21 protein-coding genes are annotated in these 20282 nt (G+C 67.4%); 8 read left to right on the top strand and 13 right to left on the bottom strand.

Features of this window, described 5'->3' with window-relative positions:
* Positions 1-51 precede the first annotated feature (51 nt).
* The 4 genes from AWC24_RS13975 to AWC24_RS13960 all read left to right on the top strand — a co-directional run bounded on the left by AWC24_RS13975 (position 52) and on the right by AWC24_RS13960 (position 3612).
* Positions 52-552: a nuclear transport factor 2 family protein gene (locus AWC24_RS13975; RefSeq protein ID WP_085085855.1), complete on the top strand. Its 501-nt coding sequence runs from the start codon at positions 52-54 to the stop codon at positions 550-552.
* Positions 553-571: 19 nt separating this feature from the next.
* Positions 572-1459: an SDR family NAD(P)-dependent oxidoreductase gene (locus AWC24_RS13970; RefSeq protein ID WP_085085853.1), complete on the top strand. Its 888-nt coding sequence runs from the start codon at positions 572-574 to the stop codon at positions 1457-1459.
* Complete coding sequence (locus AWC24_RS13965; protein WP_085085851.1) at positions 1456-2412, top strand: alpha/beta hydrolase; 957 nt, start codon at positions 1456-1458, stop codon at positions 2410-2412. The genes AWC24_RS13970 and AWC24_RS13965 overlap by 4 nt, the downstream gene beginning before the upstream one ends.
* Before the next feature lie 120 nt (positions 2413-2532).
* Positions 2533-3612: a hypothetical protein gene (locus AWC24_RS13960; RefSeq protein WP_085085849.1), complete on the top strand. Its 1080-nt coding sequence runs from the start codon at positions 2533-2535 to the stop codon at positions 3610-3612.
* A gap of 37 nt (positions 3613-3649) precedes the next feature.
* Here the strand turns inward: AWC24_RS13960 and AWC24_RS13955 are convergent, their stop codons facing one another.
* Both AWC24_RS13955 and AWC24_RS13950 read right to left on the bottom strand, forming a co-directional pair.
* Positions 3650-3931: a hypothetical protein gene (locus AWC24_RS13955; RefSeq protein ID WP_085085847.1), complete on the bottom strand. Its 282-nt coding sequence runs from the start codon at positions 3929-3931 to the stop codon at positions 3650-3652.
* Positions 3931-5103 (bottom strand): 3-ketosteroid-9-alpha-monooxygenase, oxygenase component, encoded by a 1173-nt coding sequence (locus AWC24_RS13950; RefSeq protein ID WP_085085845.1) that lies wholly within the window; start codon positions 5101-5103, stop codon positions 3931-3933. The genes AWC24_RS13955 and AWC24_RS13950 overlap by 1 nt, the downstream gene beginning before the upstream one ends.
* 131 nt (positions 5104-5234) lie before the next feature.
* On the opposite strand from AWC24_RS13950, the gene AWC24_RS13945 reads away from it, so the two are divergent.
* Positions 5235-6914, top strand: coding sequence for a 3-ketosteroid-delta-1-dehydrogenase (locus tag AWC24_RS13945; RefSeq protein ID WP_085085843.1), 1680 nt, complete (start codon positions 5235-5237; stop codon positions 6912-6914).
* 16 nt (positions 6915-6930) lie between these two features.
* On the opposite strand, the gene AWC24_RS13940 is transcribed toward AWC24_RS13945, so the two are convergent.
* Positions 6931-7599 (bottom strand): PadR family transcriptional regulator, encoded by a 669-nt coding sequence (locus tag AWC24_RS13940; RefSeq protein WP_085085841.1) that lies wholly within the window; start codon positions 7597-7599, stop codon positions 6931-6933.
* 130 nt (positions 7600-7729) lie between these two features.
* Here AWC24_RS13940 and AWC24_RS13935 point away from each other — a divergent pair, with 130 nt between their 5' ends.
* The gene (locus AWC24_RS13935; RefSeq protein ID WP_085085839.1) at positions 7730-9304 is read left to right on the top strand and encodes an FAD-binding protein; all 1575 of its coding nucleotides are present in this window, start codon (positions 7730-7732) and stop codon (positions 9302-9304) included.
* A complete protein-coding gene (locus AWC24_RS13930; protein ID WP_085085837.1) occupies positions 9301-9921 on the top strand; it encodes a PaaI family thioesterase in 621 nt (206 codons plus the stop codon). The genes AWC24_RS13935 and AWC24_RS13930 overlap by 4 nt, the downstream gene beginning before the upstream one ends.
* 40 nt (positions 9922-9961) lie before the next feature.
* On the opposite strand, the gene AWC24_RS13925 is transcribed toward AWC24_RS13930, so the two are convergent.
* From AWC24_RS13925 to AWC24_RS13910, 4 genes are all read right to left on the bottom strand, one after another.
* Positions 9962-10495, bottom strand: coding sequence for a hypothetical protein (locus AWC24_RS13925; RefSeq protein WP_085085835.1), 534 nt, complete (start codon positions 10493-10495; stop codon positions 9962-9964).
* Positions 10492-11163, bottom strand: coding sequence for an Rv1363c family protein (locus AWC24_RS13920; protein WP_234807378.1), 672 nt, complete (start codon positions 11161-11163; stop codon positions 10492-10494). The genes AWC24_RS13925 and AWC24_RS13920 overlap by 4 nt, the downstream gene beginning before the upstream one ends.
* 146 nt (positions 11164-11309) lie before the next feature.
* Entirely contained in the window at positions 11310-11699 is a 390-nt protein-coding gene (locus AWC24_RS13915; RefSeq protein WP_234807381.1) for an Rv2576c family protein, read from the bottom strand.
* Between the two features lie 10 nt (positions 11700-11709).
* Complete coding sequence (locus AWC24_RS13910) at positions 11710-12105, bottom strand: hypothetical protein (RefSeq protein ID WP_085085829.1); 396 nt, start codon at positions 12103-12105, stop codon at positions 11710-11712.
* A 131-nt stretch (positions 12106-12236) separates the two neighbouring features.
* On the opposite strand from AWC24_RS13910, the gene AWC24_RS13905 reads away from it, so the two are divergent.
* The gene (locus tag AWC24_RS13905; RefSeq protein ID WP_085085827.1) at positions 12237-12749 is read left to right on the top strand and encodes an Rv2253/PknI dimerization domain-containing protein; all 513 of its coding nucleotides are present in this window, start codon (positions 12237-12239) and stop codon (positions 12747-12749) included.
* A gap of 21 nt (positions 12750-12770) precedes the next feature.
* On the opposite strand, the gene AWC24_RS13900 is transcribed toward AWC24_RS13905, so the two are convergent.
* Genes AWC24_RS13900 through AWC24_RS13875 form a run of 6 tightly spaced genes read right to left on the bottom strand, consistent with a single transcriptional unit; the run spans position 12771 to position 20274 of the window.
* Entirely contained in the window at positions 12771-14333 is a 1563-nt protein-coding gene (locus AWC24_RS13900) for an MCE family protein (RefSeq protein WP_085085825.1), read from the bottom strand.
* Positions 14333-15511 (bottom strand): MCE family protein, encoded by a 1179-nt coding sequence (locus AWC24_RS13895; protein WP_085085953.1) that lies wholly within the window; start codon positions 15509-15511, stop codon positions 14333-14335. Before AWC24_RS13895 ends, AWC24_RS13900 begins: the two co-directional genes overlap by 1 nt.
* Positions 15512-15519: 8 nt before the next feature.
* A complete protein-coding gene (locus AWC24_RS13890) occupies positions 15520-16974 on the bottom strand; it encodes an MCE family protein (RefSeq protein ID WP_109560475.1) in 1455 nt (484 codons plus the stop codon).
* On the bottom strand, positions 16971-18053 hold the full coding sequence (locus AWC24_RS13885; RefSeq protein WP_085085949.1) for an MCE family protein: 1083 nt from the start codon (positions 18051-18053) through the stop codon (positions 16971-16973). The genes AWC24_RS13890 and AWC24_RS13885 overlap by 4 nt, the downstream gene beginning before the upstream one ends.
* Positions 18053-19084 (bottom strand): MCE family protein, encoded by a 1032-nt coding sequence (locus AWC24_RS13880; RefSeq protein WP_085085823.1) that lies wholly within the window; start codon positions 19082-19084, stop codon positions 18053-18055. The genes AWC24_RS13885 and AWC24_RS13880 overlap by 1 nt, the downstream gene beginning before the upstream one ends.
* Entirely contained in the window at positions 19081-20274 is a 1194-nt protein-coding gene (locus AWC24_RS13875; protein WP_085085821.1) for an MCE family protein, read from the bottom strand. Before AWC24_RS13875 ends, AWC24_RS13880 begins: the two co-directional genes overlap by 4 nt.
* Positions 20275-20282: the final 8 nt, after the last annotated feature.

The raw sequence follows: 20282 nt of genomic DNA, 5'->3' as shown, positions 1-20282 counted from the left end.
TCTCCGGTTGACTGCTCGGGAGTTCCGCACGACCAACACCGGGAGGGCTCCGTGACCACTGACCCAGCGATCTCGCTGGCCGAACTGCAGAGCTTCGTCGGCGAATTCTGGTACCACTACGACCAGGCGGACTACCCGGAGCTGGGCGCTGCCTTCGCCGACGACGCCGTATACCTGAGTCGTAGCGACTCCGGCGCCTGCCCTTTCGAAGAAGCCCTGTCCGCTGACCTGAACGGTGCGGCCGAGATCATGCCGTGGCTCACCGAGCATCGCCAGGCCAGCCCGTACCCGCTGCGCCACCACACCACCAACCTGCACATCACCGGCACCCGGGACGGCGTGACGTTCGCGCGGTTCTACATCTTCGTCAATCAGATCACCGACTTCGTTCCGTTCGCGGTCTCCAGCGGAGTCGCCGAGATCGGCGTCCGCCGTGGCGGCCGCAACGCGCGCGGGCTCGCATTCACCAAGATGTCGGTCATCCTTGACGTCACCAACTCCGAACCGCTTTCGGGCGCCGGGCTTCCCGGCGCCGAGAACGTGAACACCTGACGGTTCGGCGGCGGATCCATTGCACGCAGGTGAGGTCTTCGGTGGCGGGGTCGCCGTCATCACCGGGGCCGGCGCGGGTATCGGCGCCGGTCTCGCGCGCCACGCCCACCGGCTGGGAATGTCGCTGGTGCTGGCCGACATCGACCGCACGGCGATCGCGGAACTACGCGACGAGCTGATCGCCGACGGGGGCACGGCGGTCGACATCGCCTGCGATGTGCGCGACCCGGACGCGGTGGCCGCCCTGGCCGAGCGCACCTACCGCGACATCGGGCCGGTGCGACTGTTGGTCAACAACGCCGGCGTCGAGCAGTTCGGCTACCTGTGGGATACGCCGATCACCAACTGGAACCGGCTGATGGAGATCAACGTCAGCGGCGTCTTCCACGGCGTCCGAGCCTTCCTGCCCAAGATGATCGCGGCCGGAGCTCCGGCGTGGATCTGGAACCTGTCGTCGATCGGCGGGGTGGCGGCCGTTCCGCTGCAGGCCCCGTACATCATCAGCAAGCACGCGGTACTGGCGTTGACCGAATGCCTGCGGCTGGAAGTTCAGCTGGCCGGCCATGACGACCACATCCATGTCCAAGCGGTGCTGCCGGGCGCGGTGAGATCCAACATTTTCGAAGTGGCGGGCGGGGTCGAGGCCGGCCTGTCCGGTGCCGATATCGACGCCGCCGAGGCACAACGCGACGCGATGCTCGACATCAAGGCGGCTGGTATGGACCCGCTCGACGCCGCCGAAGTGGTGTTCGACCAATCGGCGCAAGGCGAGTTCTACCTGTTGACCCAGCCCGACCAGGTCCGCTCGGCGATGGCCGAGCGTGCCACCGCCCTGACCACACTGGTGCCGCCGCAGCTACGGACCGCGCCCCGCTTCGGTTCCGCCGAGCAGCAGGGGCAGGCGTGACCGCGTCGCACCGGCCCGCACTGGATCCCGACGCCGCCGCGCGGCTGGCATCCTTCGGCCCGCCCACACCGATGCGTTCCCGCGGCCTCGAAGCGGTCCGCGCCGCGGTGGAGTCCGCACCGCTGCCGACCGATATGCCGGAGATGGCGGCAGTCACCGAGACCACGGTGCGCGGAAAGGGGGGCCCGATCCCGGTGCGCATCTATCGGCCGCAAGTCGGCGGCGGCCCGCTGCCGGTGATCATCCAGCTGCATGGCGGCGGACTGGTAATGGGCTCCAATCACTCGTTCGAACCGATGGCCCGGGCGCTGGCGGCCGCCAGCGGTGCGGTGGTGATGGCCGTCGATTACCGGTTGGCGCCGGAGAACCCGCCGCCGGCCCAGTTCGAGGACGCCCTGGCCGCCACCGAGTGGGCCGCGGCCAATGCGGAGGTGCTCGACGTGGACGCCCGCAGGCTCGTCATCGCCGGGGACAGCGCCGGCGGCGGCGTTGCCGCGGCGGTCACCCTGACGGTCCGTGACCATGGCGGGCCGGCGATCTTCGCGCAGGTCCTGATGTATCCCGGGGTGGACCGGGACATGGCGGCGCCGTCGGTGATCAGGCTGCCGGACGCCCCGATGTTGACCCACGACGACATCGTCTACCTGCACGAGCTTGCCGATGCCGGGGCCGGTGACGCGCACGACGTCCGCCGCATCCCCGCCTACGCCACCGACTTGCGCGGCCTGCCGCAGGCCATCGTGGCGACCGCCGAGCTCGATCCGATCTCCGACTGGGGCGAGCGGTACGCCACCCGGCTGCGCGACGCCGGGGTGCAGACCACGATCACGCGCTACCCCGGCAGCTACCACGGTTTCCTCATGCGATCGGAAGCGACCGCACGGGGCCGGCTGGCGATGGCTGAGATCGGGGCGTTGTTGCGAGCCAAATTCGCCCATCCGCTGCCCTTCTGAAGGCCGGGCAACCAACTTCCCGATGGCTGGACACCTGGGTTCGGGACGCCGGGCGCGGCGCACACAATCGACGATAGCTAAGGCGTGCTTGCCCGCCAGCACCGACGAAAAGGAGTCTTTGTGACGCTCACCGAGGAGCGGCGAACGGAGCTTTCCGACATCCTGCGCCCCGCTTCACCGCCACGTGAAATCGCCGACGTCTACACCGACGATCAGCGAGAGCGGCTGCTGGAGGTGGTTCGCACGGGCGGTCCGTGGAGTCTGATCATCGCGCAGCACTTCGCCTCCCCCGAAGAACTGATGGCCACCATGAGCGGCGCATTCCCCGAGGGCGCCACCCCCTCCCTGGATCTCTTCCTGACTCCCACCTTCCGCGGCTTCCTCGCCAATCACGGCACCGTGCTCTACCCCGAGCTGCACGACTGCTTCTACAACGCCGGGTTCCTCGAACTGGCCAAGTCGTATTGGGACGCCGAGTACGCCAAGCCGCAGATGATGCTGTTCAACATCAACGGCCCGTGCGCCAATCGCGATCCGGGGCATCTGGATTCGCCGAGCTTCCGCGGTGTGCGTTACGAGAACGCACCGACCTGGCTGTCCAGCGTCATGGGCAAGTCGGGGTTGTTCCGGGACTACCTGATCAAGATGGCGCAGGTCATCACCTGGTTCTCCTTGGACGAGGGCAGCGGGTTCACCTACTGGCCCGACGGTCCGCTCAAGGCCCCCAAACGAATCCAGCCGCCGGTGTACAACCGCGGAGTCCTGGTCCAGAACGAGATGCTGGTGCACCGGGGTGAGGCCAACGGCCCGCTCGACCAGCAGATGCCGGCCGGGTTGGCCTTCGACACCGTGTTCGCCGGTGACCCGGCCTCGCGCGACCACTGGGTGCTCAAGAACGGCGAGGATGTCATCGCGCGCCATCACACCGACGACCTGCGGTTCCTGGTGCACTGGTCCTCGGAGGTGTACCGGGACTACGACGAGTTGAAGAAGAACATGGACCACTCCGACGACCTCACCGTCGACAAGGCGATCGACATAATGGTCGACGACCTCGCCAAGAAGGGGATCAAGCTCGACATCCCAAGTGAGCCCATGCACGACGCCGAATTCATCGGCGCGCTCAACGCCGGCTACGACCTGGGCGGACCCGCCAGCTACCCCGACGAGGCCCCACTGAGCGCCTTCCTGCTCGGGTGAGCGGGGTCGGGGGCCGGCGTCTTCGCGGGCCGCCGACTCAGCGCTCGTGGAGCACCGGCAATGCGCCCGTACTCACGGCAGCGTCGATCGAGGCGCGCAGCCGTGCGCACACCACGAACACGCCCGGCCGCAACGCGGTGCCGTCGATCGCCGAATGCTCCGGCGTCTGCCGGCGCTCGAGGCACCGGTCGGTGGCCGGGCCACTCCATTGCACGCTGGTCTGCTCCCAACTGCTCTTGCGGGCCAGCACCTTCGCACCGCACGACCGGCAGGTCACCGGCCTCATCGGCGCGTCGTTGAGCCGCTCATCGCCGATCATCAGGGCACATCGGCGGCTTTGGTCAAACCGACCAGCCGCGGCAGGCGATTGGAAGCGAGGTTGTCCTCGACCTCTTTCATCCACGCCTCCCGGGGCCGGGTGGTGTCGATCTCGAACTCGAATCGATCGACCATGTCCGGTTCGACATCGGCGGCGTCGACGTAGAACTGCTCGTACCATCGCCGCACCTGGTAGACGGGTCCGTCCTCTTCGCACAGCAGCGGGTTGTCGATCCGCGCCTTGCGGCGCCAGATGGCCACGTCCTGCTCGAAGCCCATCTTCACGAAGTCACCGAGGGCGACCGCCATCTGCATGGCCGCCTCCTCCGGCAGCTCATCGGACTTCTCGACGGTGATCCCGTACTGCAGCACAAAGGAATCGGCGTCGATCGGATAGTGGCAGTTGAGCAGAACCGTGCGTTGGTCACCATGCTCGTAGTGGTAGGTCAGATCGTCGATCATGAACGAGGGCCCGTAGTAGGAGGCCACCGACGTCGTGCCGAGGATCTTGACGCCCTCCCCGGATCCGAGATCCGGCCGTGCCTCGCTCTTGTAGTACTGGGTGGCGATGTGCCCCTCGAACACGTTCTTGAAACTGGTGGGCAGCCCGCCATGGATATAGAAGAAGTGGGCCATGTCGACGATGTTGTCGATGATCTCTCGGCAATTGGTGTGGACAATCGTGCTGTACCAATGCCAATCGGTCCAGTCGTCGCCGCCGATACCCTCGATGCGGGGTATCACCACGTCTGCCGGGGGAGCCTTCTTCTCCGGGTCGTTCCAGACGAACAGCATGCCGTCCTGCTCCATGGTCGGCCACGCCCTGGTGCGGGCCAGCCTGGGAACGCGCCGACTGTAGGGAATCTTCTTGCATCGGCCGTCACCGCCCCAGCGCCAGTCGTGGAACGGGCAGGCGATCTCGTTGCCCTTGACCTCACCATCGGACAGGTCGCCGCCCATGTGCCGACAGTAGGAGTCGAGGGTGTTGATCTTTCCGTCCTCGCCGCGGAACACCACCAGCTTGCCGCCGAACGCGGTGATCGCATGCGGCTTTCCATCGCCGAGGTCGCGGGTCAGCCCGAGGCAATGCCATCCTCGCGCGAACCGTGTCGGCGCGGCCTGCGCCTCGATCTCGCGCACCTCTCCGCCGCAATCCTGCTCCAACGATGCCATCCGGGCCGTCCTCGCTCGTGCTTGTGGGAATCGTTGTTGTTGTAGCACCGCCACACCCCTTCCGCGGGGCGCTGTTCCACTGACCGGGCGGGGCGGGGGCAGCTCGTGACGATCGGACCGACAATCGGCCGGTGACCGAGCCACACAACACCACCGTCGATTTTCTCGTCGTCGGATCCGGAACCGGGATGGCGGCGGCGCTCGCCGCTCATGAAGCGGGACTGTCGACGTTGATCGTGGAGAAAACCTCTCTCGTCGGCGGGTCGACCGCCCGTTCCGGCGGCGCGTTCTGGATGCCGGCCAACCCGATTCTCACCGAAGCCGGCTCCGACGACACGCTCACCGACGGTCGCCGCTACGTCGACTCGGTCGTCGGCGACGCGACCTCCCATGACCGCGCACACACCTTCATCGACTACGGTGCGGCCACCGTGGAGATGTTGCGTCGTACCACCTCGATGAAATTCCAATGGGCCAAGGGCTATTCCGACTACTACCCGGAGCGCCCCGGAGGCAGTGCCATCGGCCGCACCTGCGAATGCCGTCCTTTCAACACCGCGGTGCTGAGGGCGGAGTCGGCACGGTTCCGTCCCGGCGTGATGAAGTCGTCGTTCCCGATGCCGGTAACCGGGGCGGATTACCGGTGGCTCAACCTGATGGTCAAAGTTCCCCGAAAGTCACTGCCCCGCATCATGTTGCGCGCCTTCCAGGGCATCGGCGGACTGCTGCTGCGCCGGCGATACGCTGCCGGGGGCCAGGCCTTGGCGGCGGGCATGTTCGCCGGCGTGTTGCGCGCCGGCATTCCGGTGTGGACGGATTCGCCGGTGTCGAACCTGATCGTCGAAGGCAACCGGGTGACCGGCGTCGTCGTGCAGCGCGCCGGCGCCCCGGTGACCATCGCCGCCCGACGCGGGGTCGTGTTGGCCGCCGGTGGGTTCGACCACCGGATGGACTGGCGGCACAAGTTCCAGTCCGAACGGCTGGAGCAGCATGCCAGCCTCGGCTCGGAGGGCAACACCGGCGACGCCATCCGCCTTGCTCAGGATGTCTGCGGCGCCGGCACGGAGCTGATGGAGCAGGCTTGGTGGTTTCCGGCCTTCGCGCCGCTTCCGGGCGGCGAGCCGACCGTCATGCTCGCCGAACGTTCCCTGCCGGGCTGCCTGTTGGTGGATCAGACCGGACGGCGCTTCGTCAACGAAGCGATCGACTACATGTCCTTCGGGCAGATCGTGCTCGAACGCGAACGGGCGGGCAACCCGATCGAAGCCATCTGGATGGTCTTCGACCAGAAGTACCGCAACAGCTATCTCATGGCCGCCGAACTGTTTCCGCGCATGCCGATTCCCCAGGCGTGGTACGACGCCGGGATCGCGCACCGGTCTGGTGATCTTCCAGAACTGGCGCGCGCCATCGGCGTCGACCCGTCGGCGTTCGTCGAGACGTTGGACCGGTTCAACGGTGTGGCGGCGGCGGGCGCCGACACCGATTTCGATCGCGGCGTCAGTGCTTACGACCGCTACTACGGCGATCCGACCGTCACACCGAATCCCAACCTGCGGCCGTTGGACTCCGGCCCGTTCTACGCCGTCAAGATCGTTCTCAGCGACCTGGGCACCTGCGGCGGGCTTCGCACCGATGTCCGCGGCCGGGTGCTGCGCGAGGACGGGTCGCTGATCGAGGGGCTCTACGCGATCGGCAACACCGCGGCCAACGCGTTCGGCGGGGGTTATCCGGGCGCCGGCGCAACCATCGGGCAGGGCCTGGTGTTCGGCTACATCGCTGCGCTGCACGCGGCGGGAGAACTCGACTGAGCCCGCCCGGTGCTTCTCAGGCCGGGTCGTCTTCGGCGGCGATCCGCCGTTCCACCTCGTACCAGTAGTCGCGCACCGGGAACTTGACCCCGCCCTCGCCGCCCTTGGCGAAGGTCTCCCCCACTTCGTCCAACTCTTTGATCATCTGCAGCGCCAGTTCCCGTTCGGCGGCGTAGTACTCCTCCGACCACCGCAGCGCCAGCCGGGCATACGACCACGCCGGCTGATCGCCGGTCCAGCGCGCCTCGGTCGCAGCCTCCCGATGCAACTGCTCGACGTGGGCGACATGCTCGGTGAGGATCTCCCGGAGCCGGCCGGGGTTCATCAAGTGACCGAAGATGACCCGCAACAAGGGGTTGTGTTTGAGCGTAGGCGCTTCAACCGGTTCGTCGTTAGCCCACCGCGTGACCGCCGCCAGCCCCTGATCGGTGATCTGGTACATCCGCCGGCTGCGCACGCCGGCGTCGAGGCGAGAGGTGACCAGGTTCTTCTGCTCCAGCCGCTTCAACTCCGAGTAGATCTGGCTGTAGGCCGGACTGGAATAGAAGAACCGGACGGTCCAGTTGAACCACTTCTTGACGTCGTAGCCGGATAGTTCGTCCCCGCCCGACAGCATCCCCAACAATGCCCACCCGGTGGGTGACACACTCAGCCCGTCGGGCGCATTATCAGTGGATTCGCTCACCGCACAAGGCTAACAACCGAGCCCGCCGCCGGAATGCCGCGACTGCCGCTGACCGGGAGCCCACGTTGCGCCACAGCCGGCCCAGGACCGACAGTGACAGGCAGTGAAATCCGCCACCGCGAGGAGAGGCATGTCAGACGAATCCACCGGCGGCCCGCCCGATGACTTCGATTCAGTCTTCGATGTGATCGTCGCCGGTTCCGGGGGCGGCATCGCCGGAGCCTATACCGCGGCGCGCGAGGGTCTTTCGGTGTTGCTGACGGAGGCCACCGACCGCTTCGGCGGCACCACCGCCTACTCCGGCGGCGGCGGTGTCTGGTATCCCTGCAACCCCGCCCTCCGACGGGCCGGCACCGACGACACCGTCGATGACGCGCTGCGCTACTTCCACGCGGTCGTCGGCGATCGCACCCCGCGCGACCTGCAGGACGCCTACGTCCTTGGCGGCGCGGCGCTGATCGAATACCTGGAGAAGGACCCGGGATTCGAGTTCGTGGCCTTCCCCTGGCCGGACTACTACGGCTCGGTGCCCGGCGCCCGCAACGACGGCTACCGGCACACCGTCCCGGTGCCGATCGCCGACCGGGAACTCGGCCGGTACGCCGGCCTGGTGCGCGGTCCGCTCGACACCGAGCGCCTCGGGTCGCCGGCACCGCCGGTCTTGGCCGGCGGTCGTGCGCTGGTCGGCCGATTCCTGGCCGTGCTGGACAAGATGGCGCACGTCTCGTGCCGGCGCAATGCACCGCTCACCGAGTTGATCATCGACGGCGGTCGGGTGACCGGCGCGGTGGTGCAGTGCGACGGCAGACCGGAGCGGGTGGGTGCCCGGCGCGGTGTGCTGCTCGCTTCGGGCGGTTTCGAGCAGAACGCGGCGATGCGGGCCCGCTACGGTGTGCCCGGCGACGCCAGGGACACCATGGGAGCACCGGGCAATACCGGTGCGGCCCACCGGGCTGCCATCGCCGTCGGCGCGGACGTCGATCTGATGGATCAGGCGTGGTGGTCGCCGGGGATGACCCACCCGGACGGCCGATCGGCGTTCGCGCTGTGGTTCACCGGGGGCATCTTCGTCAACCAGGACGGCCGTCGATTCGTCAACGAATCGGCTCCTTACGATCGGCTCGGCCGCGACGTGCTGCGGCAGATCGCCACCGGTGAGACCACTCTGCCGTTCTGGATGGTCTACGACGACCGCACCGGCGGCATCCCGCCGGTGGGCGCCACCAACGTGTCGATGGTCGACGCCGCGGACTACCGCAACGCCGGGTTGTGGCACACCGCCGATACGCTCGCGGGCCTCGCCGAGGCCATCGGCGTCCCGGCGGGCAACCTGATCGCCACGGTCGAGCGGTTCAACACGCTGGCATCCGCCGGGGCGGACGAGGACTTCGGCCGCGGCGACGAGGCCTATGACCGGATGTTCACCGACGGCGCCTCGCCGCTGGTGCCCATCGAGACGCCGCCCTACCACGCGGCCACGTTCGGCCTGTCGGACCTGGGCACCAAGGGCGGCCTGCGCACCGACGCACACGGCCGGGTCCTGGCCGCCGGCGGCGGCATCCTGCCGGGGCTCTACGCAGCGGGCAATACGATGGCCGCTGTCAGCGGAACCACTTACCCCGGGGGCGGCAACCCGATCGGCGCATCCATGTTGTTCAGCCATCTCGCCGCCCTCGACATGGCCGCACTGGAGGTCAGCAGTTGAACCGTCATCTCAGCCCTGCCGAAGTGCAGCAGGCGGAGACCCTGTTCCCGCCGTTGACCGATTCGCTGCGCGAACTCGTCGATCTCGCCATCCGCAGCGAGGCCGACGAGGCCGACGTGCGCAGGGCACACGCGCTGATCGGGGAGGCCGCCCGGCTGCTGGGGTCGCGAGTCGCCCCGCATCCCGGCATCCGTACCGCCGGTGATGGCGGGGCGCTGACCTGGGGAAATGTGTTGATCGGCAACCGCAACGCCATCGCCCCTCCGCTGCGGGTGCACCGTGACGACACCGGCAAGGTGTGGGCCGATCTGGTGCTCGGCGCGGCCTATGAAGGCCCGCCGGGGCTGGTGCACGGCGGGGTGTGCGCGCTGGTGCTCGATCACATCCTCGGCGCCACGGCGCACCGCCCCGGCGAGCCCGCCTTCACCGGCACCTTGACCCTTCGCTACGTGGCGCCCACGCCGCTGGGCGCACTGCGCGCCGAGGCGTGGGTAGACCGCGACGACCGGGGAAAGACCTTCGCCGAGGGCCGCCTCATCGATGCGGCCGGCACCGTCACGGTGCAGGCGGAGGGAATCTTCATCAGGCCGAAGGCCAACTCTGGTACCCGGCGCTGACCGGCTCGACGATTCCGTCCGCCGGTGACCGTGGTGAGGCCTATACCGGGTCCAATGCGGAGACTCGCCACGCGTTGTCGGCCTTGGTCAGGCTCACGATGACGCTGCTGGCGGTGCGTGCCGGCTCGGGACGGTCGCGGCTGACGGTCTCCTGATTGAGGAACACCAGCACCTTCGCCTCATTCGACCCGATCTCCATCAGAGCCGCGTTCAGCACCTGGGCAGACGCCTTGATCCCTTTGGTCCGCACCGCCGGAGCGACCACATCGGCGGTGAATTTTCCGTAGTAGGTCGCGAACCCACCGGCCATCAGGGTTCGCGCCCGCTCCATGTCGCGATCGAGGGTCTCGGGCGCATAGGACAGCAACGCCACCGTCCCCGAGGACGCGGCGTCGATGGCGCGCTGGGCGGCCGCGGCAGCCGACTGCTGATCGGGCCGGTGGACGGTGATGTACAGCGCCGCAGCCAGAACCGCGGTCGCTACCAGGATCACTGGCCCGGCCAATGTCTTCCAGCGTGGGGTACGGGTGTTGTCATCGGCGGTTTCGGCCGCGTCGGTTACGTTCCCGGTCACGGTACGAACTCCACCTTCGACATCTTGATCTGATCTCCCTCGCGCTGCAGGTCCACCGTGAGGCGCCACCGCCGCGGAGCATCGTCAGCGCCTGCCGCGTTGGTCACGGTCGAGGATGCGGCCACCAGCACCACCGCAGAGTCCGGTGTCATCGACTCGACCGCGGCGGCGTTCACCGACGCCTTGGTGGTCACTTTTGCGTCCTTCGATACTTTGACGAAATCGTCGACCGCGCCCTGGAATTCGGTACGAAACGGACCGGTGGAGTTGTCGACGATGCGCTGCACGCTCCCTTCGGCGTCGTTGTGGTCGATCGACATCAAGGTGACGACGACCTGGCGCGCGACGGCGACGAACTCGGCCCGGTTCCGCTGTTCGGCCTGGGCGTGCTGATGCTGCCGGATCATCAAGGCGCTGAGGACTAGCAGAGCACAGCTGCCCAACACGACCGCCACTGCGGCTGGTCGTCCCCAGTTGAGCGCAAGATCCCGGACACGGGCTGATCGAGGCGCGTCGGGATCGGCGGGTGGGCCGGCAGCACTGGGGCGCGGCTGGCCGTCCCCGTCAGCGCCGGCGTTGTCCGCCTCCTGCTGCAACCTGATCGCCCTTGCGCGCGCCTTCGCCGCCGTTGCTTCGGCTTCGGCAGCCTCAGCTTCCGCCAGTGCCACCCGCGTCCCGGTTCTCGTCATACCGCCCACCGGTTCCCCTTCGTTGCCGGGCCGGGGGTTCGCCGACCGGCGTACGCACCGTAATCCGCAGCGCTGCCGGTCTATCGCCGGATTCCCATCCAGTGGGCGGTGTCAAGGGCGTCGGATCACCAGTGCCGCAGGGCGCACAGTGCCCCTTTCGGGCCGTCTGCGGTGGCGACCACGGCCCCGTCCACCGACAACTCGCAGCGGAACATCGGCTCGGCCGGCAACCGGCCGCTCGTCGCGGTGACCATCGCCCATCGCGCCGGGTCGTTGAGGGTGGCGTGCAGCACCCACGGCTTGTCCGGGCCGACTTCGACACGGGCCTTGGGGCTGAACTCATAAGGATTGTGGCTGTAGTCCGCCCAGGTCGGCGGATCGGTGTCGCGGTAGTAGATGTCGGCTGTCACCGGTGTGGCAGCAGTGACGGTATAGACCACGTGGTGGCCGGCCGGCGGGTCCGCGAGGCCGGACCCCGCACCGGCGAGCCCGCCGGCCCCGGCCAGGAGCGTCAGCAGCACGAGCCTAGGTATCACCGCGACTCCACCGTGCGGTTCCGTTCTTGGACTGGCAGATCAGGAACAGTCCGTCGGGAGCTTGGGCGACCCAGTTCTCGTAGCCTTCACAGCTCGCGTCGAGCTGCTTGACGCCGGCCATCGACGGCGACCGGAAGTACCGTGGGTCGTATCGGCGCGGTGATCCGCAGAACACCAGCCTGCCCGGCTGGATGGACGGGCCGCTGACCGCGGTGCCGAAGACGTAGCGCTCGGTGTCGGGGCACGGCGCACCGAGGGTGACTCCAGGAGTGATCCCGGGTACGCACGACGGATCGTCGCACGAGACCGGGTCCGCACCGGCGCGAACCGGGGCCGTCAACACCGCGACCACGGCTGCCGCAGCCAGTACCACTGTTCGCCGCATACCGCGGCACTCTGTCAGCCCAGACCACGACGCGGACATCGATGGTCCACTCAGCGGGCAGGTTGCCTCGTCGGCTCGGGCCGCCGGTGTTTACTTCGGAGCACCGCCGTTTCCCCGTCCCTGGAGTGGCTATGCTGCGTGCGCCCACCATCGCGACGATCGCTGCCGTCGCGATGCTCACCGCGCTGCCCACCGGTGCGATCGCCGCGGCCGACAACCCCGGTTGGGGCCTCAATGGCAGCTACACCGCCACCTCCAACGGGGAGTGGGCCCGCAAGAACGAGGTCTTCTACGAGCAGGCGAGCCTGCGCAGCACCTGGACCATCACCACTTCGTGTAGTTACCCGGGCGAATGCACCGGTACCGTGCAGAGTGACCGGGGCTGGACGGCGCCGATTTACCAGCGAAGCACCGTCTGGTACGTCAAACATGTTGTGGACAACTGGATTCCCTGCCCGGACGGCAGCACCGCCCCCGGGCTGCAGACCTTTCGGTTCAAGGCGATGACGCCCGAGGGGGCGTACGCGGACCCGGCATCGGATACCCTCACCGGCGAGGACGTCACCACCGGCCCCAGCGGCGCCTGCGGAGCGAACAAGCCGGTGTACATCAACATGCCGTTCAAGCTCGTCAAGATCGGCTGACTCACTCGCGCGCGCAACGCCTCACTGCGGCAGTAGGTCTTCCCAACGCTGAGCAGCCGGCCGAACCAGGTCGGTCTGGGTGTACACCTTGCCGTCGGGCGCGGCATACTGCCCGGTCCGCGGATTGTAGGTGGCAACGCCCACCGACGGACCCGCTGCAGCCGGGGCGTGGCCGCTGGGCACTGCCGCGGGCGCAGCGTCACCCGGTGGCGTCGGCGGGTTGATCGGCGACTCCGCGGCCGGCGGCGGGGTTGGGTCGGCGCTGTCCGGCGCGGGCACCGGGGTGCCCTCGATGGGCCCGAAGATCTGTTCACCCAAGGTGATCCGGTCGTCCGGCGGAATGCCCTGCGCGATGAGGCTGGGATCGATCGGGTACGGCCCCGTCACGTGCTGGCGCATTGCCAGCGGCTCGTAAGGCCGGTCGCTCTCACAGATCTCGACAGTGGGCGCGCGTTTGCCCGGTTGTGCCATGCAGGGGTAGTTCCGCGCTCCGCGCACGCCGATGGGTGAGTCCTGCGGCAGTTTGCAGTACAGCCCGTCGGGGGTGTCGACGTCACTGAGATCCGACGGCGAACGCCAGGACGAGGGCGGCAGAAATCCGACCGAACAGGCCGGCGGGTCACCGAGGGTGAGGGTGAACTCGGCCAGCGCCATGCCGGTCGGGTTGTTCAGCGACGACCCGTAGGACTGGGTGGCGGCCAGGTAGGGCGGTAACAGCACCAGCAGCTGTTCGATCGAGGCATGGTAGGTGAGGCCGATCTGGCCGACCGTGGTCAGATTGGCCAACAGCACCGGCAGCGTGGGCCTGACCTGATCGAGCAGGCGGGATGCTTCATCCGCTGCGCCGGAACCGGTGCGAAGGATGGTCCGCACCTCCGGATCGCGCGCGGCGACCTGCCCGGTGATGCCGGCCAGACTGCGCGCCCACCTCCGGATGGCATCCAGGGTGTCGGCCTGACCGTCCAACAGCGGGCCGCTGTCGTCGATCAAGGAACGCGTGCTGTCGGCCACGCCGTTCAGTTCGGCGGCGAGCTGGCTCGAAGACTCGAACAGGGCACCGAGGTCGTTACCGGTTCCGTTGAGCGCCTTGAAGGATTCGTCGAGTAGGACGCCGAGCTTTCCGATCGGGATACTGTCCACCAGTGTGTTCATCTGATCGAGCATCGGGCCCACCGGTTTCGGCAGCGATGCGTTGTCGGCGCTGATGACGGACCCGTTTTTGAGGTAGGGCCCGCTGTCGGTCCGCGGCACCAGATCGACATACTGTTCGCCGACCGCTGACACGCTGCGCACATTGGCTTGTAGGTCGGCGGGGATCTTCGGCGACGGCTTCAGCGACATCATCACCTCGGCGCCACCACGAACGGGCCGGATGTCGGTGACCTTGCCCACCTCGACACCCCGGTAGGTCACGTTGGAGAACTGGTACAGGCCTCCGGTGGAGGGCAGTTCCAGCTTCACCGAGATACGCCCGATGCCGAGCAGTACGGGCGCTTGCAGGTAGCCGAAGACCATGGTGCCGACGCCGATCACCGAGGCGATCGCGAAGACGATCAACTGATTTCGGACGAATCGAGTCAGCATCAGTTGCCGCCCGGTACGGAGATCGGGTCGGGCTGAGCCGGGTCGATGAGCGGCGGCGCGGTGGCCACCTCGGTGGGCGGCGGGGTCAGCGGGGCTTTGAGCGGATCCCGGGTGTAGGTGGAATACCAGGGGTCACCCGGCGCCGGCACCAGCGAGGCGTTCTGTTCGCCCCAGCGGGTGCCGAGCAGCAGTCCGTTCTTCAGCCGCGGAATCGTGAAGTCGAACACGATGAACTGGTTCATGAAGTCGCCGCGGATGCCTCGGTCGATGAATTCCTGGGTATAGGGGTAGGTCGGCAGGTAGCCCAGCGCAACGGCCAGATCGGGCCCCACATCGGCCAGTGCCCGCACCGTCGGTTCGAGGTTCTTGAGGTTGCGGACGATGTCGGCGTGCGAGTCATTGAGGAGTTGCGTTGCGGTGGCGCTGAAGTCGCCCAGCCTTTCGAGTGCGGTGATCAACTGTGGGCGCTGCTTGTTGAGCACGTCGAGCGCCGCCGGGATGCGGTTCAGGGCGGCGGTGAGCACGTCCCGCTGTCCTGCGAACGTCTCGGCGAGGCGGTTCAGCGACGAGATCGAGGCGATGATGTTGTCGTGCTGGGTGTCCAGGAGTGTCACCACCGTGTTCATCCGGCTGAGCAGATCGCGGATCTGAACCTGCCGGCCGTCCAGTGCTGCGGCGAAGTTGCGGACGATGTCCCCGATCTGGGTCAGTCCGCCACCGTTGACCACCACCGACAGCGATGAGAGCGTCTGCTCGGTGGACGGGTACGTCGAGGTCTTGGAGATCGGGATGGTCGCACCGGGCCGCAAACGTCCGGTAGCGGACTCGCCCACGGGGGGATCGAGTGCCAGATGCATCGATCCCAGCAGGCTGGTCTGGCCCACGGCGGCGACCGCGTTGGCGGGGATGGCCACGTCTGGTCTGACCGAGACCTCGACGTCGGCACGCCAGTTGTCGACGGTCATCCTGCGGACCGTTCCGACGATCACGTCGCCCACCATGACCGGTGAGTTCGATTCCAGCGACCCGATGTTCGCGATCTGTACGTGATAGGTGGTGGCGTCGGCGCCGGTTCCCACCGTGCCGGGCAGCGGTAAGGAGTTCAGGCCGTCGAACGCGCAGCCCGACGTCGCCACGGCTGCGCAGCATGCCAGCGCGGCCAGTCGTCGCAGCGACATCGCGGCCGTCACGGCGCGCCTCCTGCCAGGCCCGCACCGGTGGGCAGCAGCAACTCGGGCAGATCGGTCGCCGCCGGCGCCGGAGGCGACGCCCCGGGCGGGATCGGCGCGCCCGGGTACAGCGCCGGGTGCCGGTCGGCGGGTAACCCGTTGGGGGCATAGGCGCCCGGTGGGTGCGACGGATCGCTCCATCCGGGTGGGGGTGCCACGTCGCCGGCCCCGGTGTACGCCGACACCGCCGGCGGGATCTCCGCCGGGCTCGGGGCAGGTCCCGCGCCGCCGGGCGCCAGCTCCGGATCGGAGTAGATGACGTTCTTCGGTGCGGGCCCCAGATAGGCGTTGAAGGGCAGCGGAAGATAGTTGAAGTTCATCAGTCGCAGTGCCGGGCCGAGATACTCCACACACGCCTTACCGGCTGTCTCTGCGGTGGCGTTCTCCACCGCTGCGATCGCCGAGCAGATCGTGGCGACGGGGTTGGAGAAGTTGTTCATCGTGAACGAGCCGCGGGGACCGCCGGTGTCTGGGTTGTAGATGTTGTAGCCATTGACCAGGGCGTTCGGTGCGGCGTGCAGGATGTTCTTGACGACTATGCTGTTGTCGGACAGCACCTGGGTCACGTTGGCCAATCGCTGGATCTGTTCGGCGGTCTGGTCTCGCGAGCCGGCAACGAAGCGCTGCACTTTGCCGATTGCGCCGGAGAGTTCGGTGATCGCCGAGTCGAGGTCGGAGCGGCTGCCGTCGACCACGCTCGTGACGTCGGCGAGGCGGTCCTGGAATTCCACGATCTGTGTGTTGCTGTCGCGTAAGGCGGTGACGAAGATCTGCAGGTTCTTGATCACGCTGACGATGTCACCGCTGCCCTGTCCGAGGATTCTGCCGACATCAGACAGTTGCGTGATGGTGTCCCGCAGCTTGTCGCCGTTTCCGGCCATGGCATCAGCGGTGCTGTCGATGAAGCGGCCCAGAGACGTGTTCGACACCCCGCTGGAGGGGCCCAACTCGGCGGCGAGCCGGGTGAGCTGCTCTTTGATCTCGTCCCACTCCACCGGAATGGCGGTGCGGTCCTCGCCGATCTCGGCACCGTCAGCCATGATGGCGCCGCTGGCCTGCGGACTCGCCCCGTAGGCGGGGGTCAGCTGCACATAGCGGGCCGACACCAGGTTGGGCGCCACGATGATGGCCTTTGCGTCGGCGGGTATGGGTACGTCGCGGTCCACGGCAAGGGTGATCCTGGCCCGCGTTCCCAGCGGCTCGATGGATTTGATGGTGCCCACCCGCACGCCGACCACGCGGACCTCGTCACCGGGATAGATGGCCGTCGCCGACTTGAAGTAGGCGATCAGCGTCTTGGGTCCCGCGAACTTCTGGTAAGCGACGTACCCGGAGGCGGCCGTCACCAGCGCCGCCACCACGATCACCAGGAGCCTTCTGGCCGGCCGCCCCCGCGGCCCGGTCGCGATCACCGCGAACCTCCGGGAATCCCGTTGTAGGGGAAGGGGAACTCCGAGCGAGGCCCGGCGTTGTCGGGCGGTTGTCCGGCGTTGACACCGCGGCGGAATCCGAGCGCGTAGTCCAGGAACGGCTGAAGCGCCTGTGCGGGAAGCAGGTTGGCCGGGAACCCGTAGTAGTAGAACCCGTTGTTGACCGCCTCCCCCTGGGTCAGTTGGTATTTGGCCAGTCCCCTGAGGGACTTCTCGAGGTTGTCGCGGTTTCGCTCGAGCGTCTCCGCGACTCTGTTGAGCTGCTCGAGCGTGGGGGCCAGGTCCTGTTCGTTCTCATCGACGAGCCGGGACAGCTGTTGTGCCACCGCGGTGGTGTTGGCGAGCAGGCCGACGATCGCATGGCGGCGCTCCTGCAAGACCCCGAGCAGGTCGTTGGCGTTGAGGATCAGCCGGTTGACCTGTTCACTTCGCTCGGACAGGATTCCGGTGACACTGGAGGCGGTCGTCAACAGACTGCTCAACGACTCATTGCGGGCGTTCAGCGATCGGGATATCCGGCTCACCCCATCGAAGGTGGGTGCCAGCTGCGGTGCGAGTCGTTCGACGGTGGACGACAACGTATCCAGCGACTGGTTGATGGCCGCGGTGTCGGTCGCCGCGGTGTTCGACGTGAACTCGCCGAGCGCATCGGTCAAGGAGTACGGCGAGGCGGTGCGCGACATCGGGATGACGCCCAGCGCGCCGATGCTGCCGCTGCCGCGCGGTTCGATCACCAGAACCCGCTCGCCGAGCAATGTTCCGATGCCGATGTGCGCCGTGGTGTCCTTGCCGAGCCGCACCTTGCTGTCCACGACGAAGGTGACCAACGCTTTGCCGTGCTCGAGTGCGACATCGGACACCGAGCCCACATCGACGCCGGACACCTTCACGTTGTTGCCGCCGGACAGCCCGCCGGCTTCGGCGAAGACCGCCTGGTACCGAATCGACGTCGCCATGGCCAACAGCTGTTTGGGGTGCAGTCCCACCAGGATGATCAGTGTCGCCACCACCAGGCCGACGAGCCCGGTACGCACGAGCGCGGAGTCACGGTACTTGAGCATCAGGGTTCCCCGCACCTTCCGGATTGCTGGACAATCCAGGGGAACTGGGCGGTGCGACCCTGTAAATCCGTGACCCGCACCGCGATTCCGCAGAGATAGAGGTTCAGCCAGCTGCCGTAGGAGCCAAGGCGCACCAGTTTGCGGTAGTTCTGCGGTGTCTTGTGCAGCGCCAGCTCGAGCCGGGCGAGGTCGGTTTCGTTCGACGGCAGCGGGGCCAACCGGGTCAGCTGGTCCACGGTCCCCGACAGCGGTGGCCGCGCCTCGGTGAGCAGCGTGGCCAGCGAAGCACTTCCGTCGTCCAGCGCCGTGATGGCCTCACCGATCGGATCCCGTTCCTGGGCAAGACCGCTCACCAACCGTTCGAGTCCGTCGACCGCATGGGAGAACTTCTTGCCGTCTTTGGCCAGCACACCCAGCGTGTCGTTGAGGTTGTCGATGAGCCGTTCGACGGTCTGACCGTTGTCGGCCACGGCGTTGGTGAACGACGCTGTCCTGGCGAACAGCGACTCCAGGTCGCCGCCCTGCCCCTGCAGGATCTGAATCAACGAGCTGGTCAGCGCGTTGACGTCGTCGGGATTGAGGCCCTGGATGACCGGCTTGAGGCCGCCGAGCAACAGGTCGAGATTCAGCGCCGGCTCGGTTCTGTCGGTTTCGAAGCGGGACCCCGGCGGCCGGATGCGGGCCGGCCCGGGTTCGTCGATGAGTTCGAGGTAGCGGTCACCGACCAGATTGAGGTAGCGCACCGCGACCTTGGTGCTCTCGGTGAGCCGCACAGTGTCGTCGGCGTCGAAGGCGACCAGGGCGGTGTTGTCCGACTGCAACGCGACCTTCCGGACGGTGCCGACGCGGATCCCGGCGACGCGAACCGAGTCACCTGATTTCAGGCTTGAGACATCCTGGAACACCGCCGAGTAGGCGTTGGTGGAACCGGACCGGTACTGGCTGAAGATCACCAGCAGGGCCGCGGTCAGCAAGACCATCGTGACGCCGAACGCCCCCAGTTTGACGGCGGTCTTCCCGAGCCCGCTCATCCGGGATGTCCGACCTGGGCGCTGTTACGTGGTGGTCCGTCGATCGGTCCGTACAGCAACTGCTTGAGGCCGTCGGAGTTCAGCAGGATCCCATCGTTGCCGTACTGTGCCGGGTTGGCGTTGACGTCGGTGATCACGAACGGCGGCCGCTTCTGAAATCCGACCTTCGGCAGATCCGTGCACTGCGGTCCTCCCGTCGCGGCGACCTTGGGCAGATTCTCCGGATACCGGTAGCGCTCCACGCCCAGGACCACCGTCTGTAGCAGCAGACCGCCGGGGACGGGAGTGCCTGGGGCCTTGGCCAATTGGACGGCGCCACCCAGGCCACAGGTCAGCGCCTCGTGGTACTGGTTGGTGAGGTCGGTGGTCGGGCCGAGAAGCTGCACGGTGTCGGTGATTGCCCGGCGGTTGGTACCGACGACGTCGTTGCCGGTGCCGGCCAGGCCGATCACGCTGATCAGCAGGGCGTCGAGGTGGTGTTGTTCACTCACAGCCGTATCGCTCATCCGGGTCGCCGCATCGGCGGTGGTGACCAACTCCGGTGCCGCATCGGCATAGGCCTCGATCACGCGGGGGGCCACGGTCAATTCATGGTCCAACGTCGTCAGGCTCGGGTCGACCCGGGCCAGAAACTCCTCGAGGTCGGCCATCATCTGCCCGATCCGATCGCCTCGGCCGTCCAGCGCCGTCGACAACGCTCCCAGCGTCTCGTTGAGTTTGGTGGGTTCGATTTTCGCCAGTACCTGCGACAGCCGCTCGAACACCGTATTGATCTCCACCGTGACGTGGTCGGCATGCAGCACCTGGCCTCGCTGCAGCGAGCCGGTAGACGGATCCGCCGGGGGAATCAGCTCGACGTACTTGGAGCCGAACACCGTCGAGGAGGCGATCTCGATCCGAACGTTTGCCGGGATGACGTCCAGGTACGACGGGTCCATGGCTAGGTGCAGCGCGGCGCGCCCGTCGGGCAATACCTCGATCGACCTCACCGAACCGACTTGCGCCCCATGCAATTTCACTTTGGCATCCGCGTTCATAACCAAGCCGGCTCGGCTGGACAGCACGGTGACGGGAACGGTGCTGGCAAAGCTACCCTGAAACAGGCCCACCGCCAGTGCGACCGTGGCCCCGGCGACAGCCACTGTGGCCAGTCCCGTCATGGCCCGTCTGACCCGTGAATTCGCCGCCATCAGCCACC

Origin of the sequence: Mycolicibacter senuensis (assembly GCF_002101885.1) — a bacterium.
In the GTDB taxonomy this organism is placed as follows: domain Bacteria; phylum Actinomycetota; class Actinomycetes; order Mycobacteriales; family Mycobacteriaceae; genus Mycobacterium; species Mycobacterium senuense.
This window is presented reverse-complemented; position numbering and strand designations above follow the sequence as displayed.